Source organism: Protofrankia sp. CiP1_Cm_nod2, from assembly GCF_920664355.1.
Taxonomy (GTDB): domain Bacteria; phylum Actinomycetota; class Actinomycetes; order Frankiales; family Frankiaceae; genus Protofrankia.
Genome location: NZ_CAKKTL010000020.1, coordinates 25,112 through 30,758, shown reverse-complemented (window position 1 = coordinate 30,758; position 5,647 = coordinate 25,112). Strand labels below are relative to the sequence as shown.

Here is a 5,647-nt window from a genome sequence, read left to right as displayed (position 1 = left end):
CGGCCGGGACGGCCTGCCGGGCGACGGCCGGGACGGCCTGGCCAGGGCGGTGGACAGTGCCAGGGCGGTGGACGGCGCGGATGCGGCGCGAGCCGTCCGGTCGCCGGTTCCGTCGCGTTATGCCACCCGATACGTGATGGTGCACGGATATCGAAGGGCCTATATACGGGCGGGGCGCGGCCCGGCGTTGCTGCTCGTCCACGGCATCGGGGACAACTCGCAGAGCTGGCGTGGCCTTGTTCCGCTGCTCGCGCGGGGGCGGACGGTGATTGTGCCGGACCTGCTCGGTCACGGCGAGTCCGACAAGCCGCGCGGGGACTATTCCATCGGCGGATACGCGTGCGGGATGCGTGACCTTTTGACGGTGCTCGGTATCGACCGGGTGACGGTGGTCGGCCATTCCCTGGGCGGCGGCATCGCCATGCAGTTCGCCTACCAGTTCCCCGAGCGTTGCGAGCGGGTGGTACTGGTCTCGACCGGCGGGGTGTGCCCGGATCTGCATCCGGTGCTGCGGGCCATGGCGACCGCTCCTGGATCAGGACTGGTGCTTTCGCTGGCCACCGCGTCCTCGCTGCGCCAGGTCGGCTGGGCGGTGACCCGGACGTTGCGCTGGCTGCGCACCGATCTGGGCCGGGACGCCGACGACCTGATGCGGATGTTCGACAACCTGCACATGCGTACCGCCCGGGCGGCATTTCTGCGGACGCTGCGCGCCTCGGTGGACGGTCACGGCCAGGCAATCACCATGTTGGACCGTTGCTATCTCGCCGCCGGAATGCCATGTATGATCATATGGGGTGAGCGTGACGCGGTGATTCCGGTCGAGCACGCGCGGATCGCGCACGCGGCGATGCCCGGCAGCCGTCTGGAGATCTTTGAGGGTGCCGGACATTTCCCCCATCACAGCGATCCGGAGCGCTTCCGGGCGGTACTGGAGGACTTCCTGGCTACCACCCGCCCGGCGACGTACTCCGCCCGGCAGTGGCGGGACCTGTTGTGCTCGCGGGGACGGGTGGGGCAACAGCCCATCCGTGACCGGGACATGGCCGGGTGCCAGTGACCGTCGACGGCCGGTTCACCGGTGGCCGGCCCGGCCGCCGCCGGCGGGGCGATGACGCGGACGGAGGCGGATCTGCCTGGCCACAGGGCCAGGCCGGGGCCGGTCGGGGCCGGCTGGGGCCGGGAACCGGATGACCGAACCACGGCGAAGAAGGTGAGCCGGAAACGAAGATGCGTCGACGGCCCCGTGGCCGGCGGTGAACACGCGGCGGTTGTCGGTTCAGGTTGTCGGCGTGCCACTCGTGGGCATCGTCTTGTCAGGAGTTGTGTTTGAGTCGTACCCGCAACGGTTCATACTGGTGACAGCCTCGCGCTGTTCCCGGGCATGAACAGCCGTGGGCCGGTTGGTCCAGGGTCCGTGATCAGCCAGGTATGATGGCCTGCCTCGACGCCGCCGCCGGCCATCACGTCAGATCGTCAGATCGTCAGATCGTCGAGACAGATGCCACTTCTATGTTCCAACCCGGTGTCGTATTGGGTCGTTGGCGCCCGCTATCGTGGAGTTCGTCGAGCGCGGTCATGCCAATATGGCCTATCCTTGTCGTAGTAACTGGAAGTCAGAGATATATCGGAGGTCGACCGTTGGCACGTCGTGCACGTCTGAGCTGGCCAGAAGAGCGTCGCCAAGCAAGTGAGGTCGTCGTCCGCCGGGTGGACCCCGGTCGCGGCTGGACCCTCGAGCAGGCCCGTGACCTGGTACGGCAGGGCTACTCTGTCGAGCATGTAGCGGAACGCACAGGATTTCCGCCGCAGATGTTGAAAGTCGCCGAAGTCGCCGCCGAGGAGTGAGCCGGCCGGTCACCATCCGCTTCGGCCGCGAAATAAGCACGCTCCGCGACGCCTATAGCGGCAGGCTCCGGCGGGGTGCGCCGAGCCGGCGGAGTGGGGAAGCGCCGAGCGCCGTACCGACGTCCCAGGCCGTCACCCTGCGGAGCCTGGCAGCGACCCAGGGGGCGAGGCCTTCCGGCAGCGTGTAAAAAGCACGGCCACGTCGCTTTTGACCTGCTGGATTGCGTCGGCATCCGTGGTCCGCCCCTAATGTGCGGGCCCGGTGATTTGCGCCGGTCATTCCACCAGCGAGGATGATTGATCGTCCTCATCCGACCGCCTGACGTCGACGTCGACGTCGACGTTGTCCGCGTCCGTGCTTGCCGTACCGCTGCCCGTGGCGCGAACAAGCCGGCCGAGGTGGTCCGAGTAGACGCCGTCCAGGCCGAATCCCACCAGCCGGTTCAGCGTCCCGGACGTCTGCGCGTGCCAGCCGAAGGCGAGCAGCCCGCCGGCGCGTACCACCGGCACCATCGACGCGGTCCACTCGTTGGCCCGCAGGTTCAGCACCGTGGCACCAGCCGCCGCGGCCTCACGCACGTACGCGTCCAGCCGGTCGTCCGGCCGGCTGTCCGGGAGGGCACCGCGACCGCCGCCGCGACCGCGGAAGCCGGCCTCCCGTGCGGACGCGGAGTTGACCAGCCGTACCGGCCCCGGCCCGGCAAGCTCGTCGAGCGACCGCCAGTGACGGATCGCCGGCAGGCTGCCGCACAGCCACAGCCGTTCCGCCGTGCCCGCGGCCCGGGCCACCGCGGCGACGGCCACGGCGGCCCGTCCGATGGCCGACGGGGGATCCTTCAGGTCCAGGCTGAGCTCGAAGTCGCTGCCGCAGGTGGCGTAGAGGTCGGCCAGAGCGGGCAGCCAGGCCGGTAACCGGGCCGCCGGCAGGTCGCCGATCCGGCGGCGGCCCGGGGGGCCGAGCACGCCGTCGTGATGGAGCACCGGGACGCCGTCGGCGGTGAGCCACACGTCCGACTCCAGCCCGCCCGCGCCGCCGGCCAGCGCCCGGCTGAACGCCGCCAGGGTGTTCTCCCGCCGGAAGCGGCCCGGCGCGCCCCGGTGGGCGAACCCGATCACGGCCCCGGCGGGACGGGTCACCGGACGGTGGGCCGGGCGGGCTGGTCGAGAATGCCCAACGCCCGGCTGTGCAGGCGGCCGTTGGTCGTCAGGATCGAGCCGCCGCCGGGCCCACGGCGTCCGGACAGGTCGGTGAAGGTGCCACCGGCCTCCTCGACGATCACCTGGAGGGCGGCCATGTCCCAGAGGGAGACATCGGGCTCGCAGGCGAGGTCGACAGCGCCCTCGGCGACCATCATGTGGGACCAGAAGTCGCCGTAGGCGCGGGTCCGCCACACCGCGTCGACCAGGTCCAGGAAGGGCGCCAGCCGCCCGGCGGCCGACCAGCTCTCGATCGAGGCGAAGGACAGGTAGGCGTCGGCCAGGTCCGCCACCGCGGACACGGCAAGGGAGCGGGTCTCGCCGACCGCCGTGCGGGTGTGGGCGCCCCGGCCGCGGGCCGCCCACCAGCGCCGGCCCATCGCGGGGGCGCTCGCCACCCCGACGGTGACCTCGCCGTCGACCTCGAGGGCGAGCAGCGTCCCCCATACCGGCACCCCGCGCACGAAGTTCTTGGTGCCGTCCACCGGGTCGACCACCCAGCGACGCCGGGTGTCGGCACCGATGAGCCCCTGCTCCTCGCCGAGCACCGCGTCGCCGGGCCGGGCCTCGGCCAGCCGCTCGCGGATCATCGCCTCCACGGCGGTGTCGGCGTCGGTGACCGGGGTGGCATCGGGTTTCGCCTCGACGCGCAGGTCGACGGCCTGGAAACGGGCTAGTGTGATCGCGTCGGCGGCGTCCGCGAGGGCGAGGGCGAGGGCGAGGTCGTCACCGATCGGGTGCCCGGTGGCCGCGTCCCCGTCGACGGTGGGCCGGGTGCCGCCGGGAGCCGGCTGTTGGCCTGGTCCCGGCAGGTCCGTCCCCACGGCTCCCAGAGTGTCTGTTCGGGCGACGTCTGTTCGGGCGGCATTGGTCACGCGGGGAGCCTACCCGCGCGCGCCTTCACCCGGGCGGAAGGCGGCCTTCGTGAACAAGGCCCACCAGACGTCGCGCGGGCGGCGACGCTACCACGGACGGCCTGTCGCCCCCTCCGCCACCCGAGTCAGCCGGCACCTGGAGCGTCAGCTATGTAACCATACGCATCCGCACGAACGCAGGCGCATGTCGATGGGCGCCGGTCATCGCTGAAGATCAGCGCGAGTTTGTCATTTTATACGCTTATACGACAAAAAAGCGTACAAAACGACAAACTTACGCGCCGATTATGGTTTGCGCGGGCGGTCACGGACGGGATGCGCGCCGCTGGGACGGCGTCCCGGGGCGGCCGGTATCGGGGCGGCCGGTATCGGGGAGGACAGCCGGGTTGGCTGGGGCCGGGGGATTTCGGTGACCGCTGGGGCCCGGTACTGGGGACGGCCGGGCTTGGCCGGGGCTGGGGCCGGGGGATTTCGGTGACCGCTGGGGCCCGGTACTGGGGACAGCTGGGCTGGTCGTGGTCGGGGCCGGGCGGTGTGACGGGTCGGCGCCGGCGGATCTCGATCGTGGTCGTCTTGCCGGCGCGGTCCGGGTGGCCGGGCGTTATGACGGGTCGGTGCCGGAGCGGGCGGCGAGCAGCCGGCGCAGGCTGGCCAGCCGGGCCGGGTCCGCCTGGCCGTCCGCCACCGCCTCGTCGAGCGCGCAGTCGGCGAGGCCTGCCAGATGGGTGCAGCCGCCGGGGCAGGCCGCCGCGGCTGGCGCCAGATCGGGGAAGGCCCGCAGCAGCCGGTCGGTGGAGACCGCGCCCAGCCCGAACGAGCGCACCCCCGGGGTGTCGACGACCCAGCCGCCGCCCGGCATCGGCAGGGCGATCGCCGCGGACGAGGTGTGCCGGCCACGGCCGGTGACCGCGTTGACCGCGCCGATCGTCTGGGCGGCGTCCGGCACCAGCCGGTTGACCAGCGTCGACTTGCCCACCCCGGAATGGCCGAACATGACGCAGACGTGGGCCGCCATCAGGGCGGTCAGCCCGGACAGGCCGGCGTCCGGCCTGGTGGTCACCATAGGTAGGCCAAGTGGCGCGTAGAGTGCGCGCAGGGGTGTGTCGTCGGCGAGGTCGGCCTTGGTCAGGCACAGCAGCGGCTCCAGGCCGCCGTCGTAGGCCGCGACCAGGCAGCGGTCGATCAGCCCCGGCCGCGGCGGCGGGTCGGCGAGGGCGCAGACGATGACCAGCCGGTCGGCGTTGGCCACGATCGGGCGTTCCACCGGGTCGGTGTCGTCGGCGGTACGCCGCAGCACGCTGCGGCGCTCGGCCCGCCCGACGATCCGGGCAAGGCTGCCGGCCCGGCCGGAGACGTCCCCGACCAGGGCGACCTCGTCGCCGACGACCACACTGGTCCGGCGCAGCGAACCCCCGCGGACGGCGGCCACCAGCGCCCCGCCAGAAGCGGACATGGACGCGGATGCGGACGTGCCGCCGCTCCCCGGCCCCGGCCCCGGTGCCGGCCCCGGCGGCGGCTGCGCTTTCGGACGTGGTCGTGGTCGCGGCTCCGGTGACGTCCCGGCGACATGGCAGGTGTAACGGCCTCGGTCGACCGCCACCACGGTCGCCGTCACCGCGTCGGCGTGGTCGGGCCGGTCCCGGGTACGCGGCCGCGACCCGCGGCCGGCCCGCACCCGGACGTCGTCCTCGTCGAGTTCCCGCGCCATTCAGGCGCGCACTTCGGGG

General features: G+C 72.3%; 4 protein-coding genes. 1 reads left to right on the top strand and 3 read right to left on the bottom strand.

What is annotated here, in order from left to right; translation table 11 throughout:
* The first annotated feature begins 13 nt into the window (after positions 1–13).
* Positions 14–1,060, top strand: a complete 1,047-nt coding sequence (locus NBW84_RS03980; protein WP_445548627.1) for an alpha/beta fold hydrolase — start codon at positions 14–16, stop codon at positions 1,058–1,060.
* Positions 1,061–2,124: 1,064 nt separating this feature from the next.
* Here NBW84_RS03980 and NBW84_RS03975 read toward each other — a convergent pair.
* The 3 genes from NBW84_RS03975 to rsgA all read right to left on the bottom strand — a co-directional run bounded on the left by NBW84_RS03975 (position 2,125) and on the right by rsgA (position 5,628).
* On the bottom strand, positions 2,125–2,985 hold the full coding sequence (locus NBW84_RS03975; RefSeq protein WP_250281804.1) for a glycerophosphodiester phosphodiesterase: 861 nt from the start codon (positions 2,983–2,985) through the stop codon (positions 2,125–2,127).
* Positions 2,982–3,779 (bottom strand): histidinol-phosphatase, encoded by a 798-nt coding sequence (gene hisN, locus NBW84_RS03970; protein ID WP_250281817.1) that lies wholly within the window; start codon positions 3,777–3,779, stop codon positions 2,982–2,984. The genes NBW84_RS03975 and hisN overlap by 4 nt, the downstream gene beginning before the upstream one ends.
* A gap of 742 nt (positions 3,780–4,521) precedes the next feature.
* Positions 4,522–5,628: a ribosome small subunit-dependent GTPase A gene (gene rsgA, locus NBW84_RS03965; RefSeq protein WP_250281802.1), complete on the bottom strand. Its 1,107-nt coding sequence runs from the start codon at positions 5,626–5,628 to the stop codon at positions 4,522–4,524.
* Positions 5,629–5,647: the final 19 nt, after the last annotated feature.

Coding starts and splice junctions, on each gene's coding strand:
- rsgA (WP_250281802.1), bottom strand. CDS start 5,628: ATGGCGCGGGAACTCGACGAGGACGACGTCCGGGTGCGGGCCGGCCGC.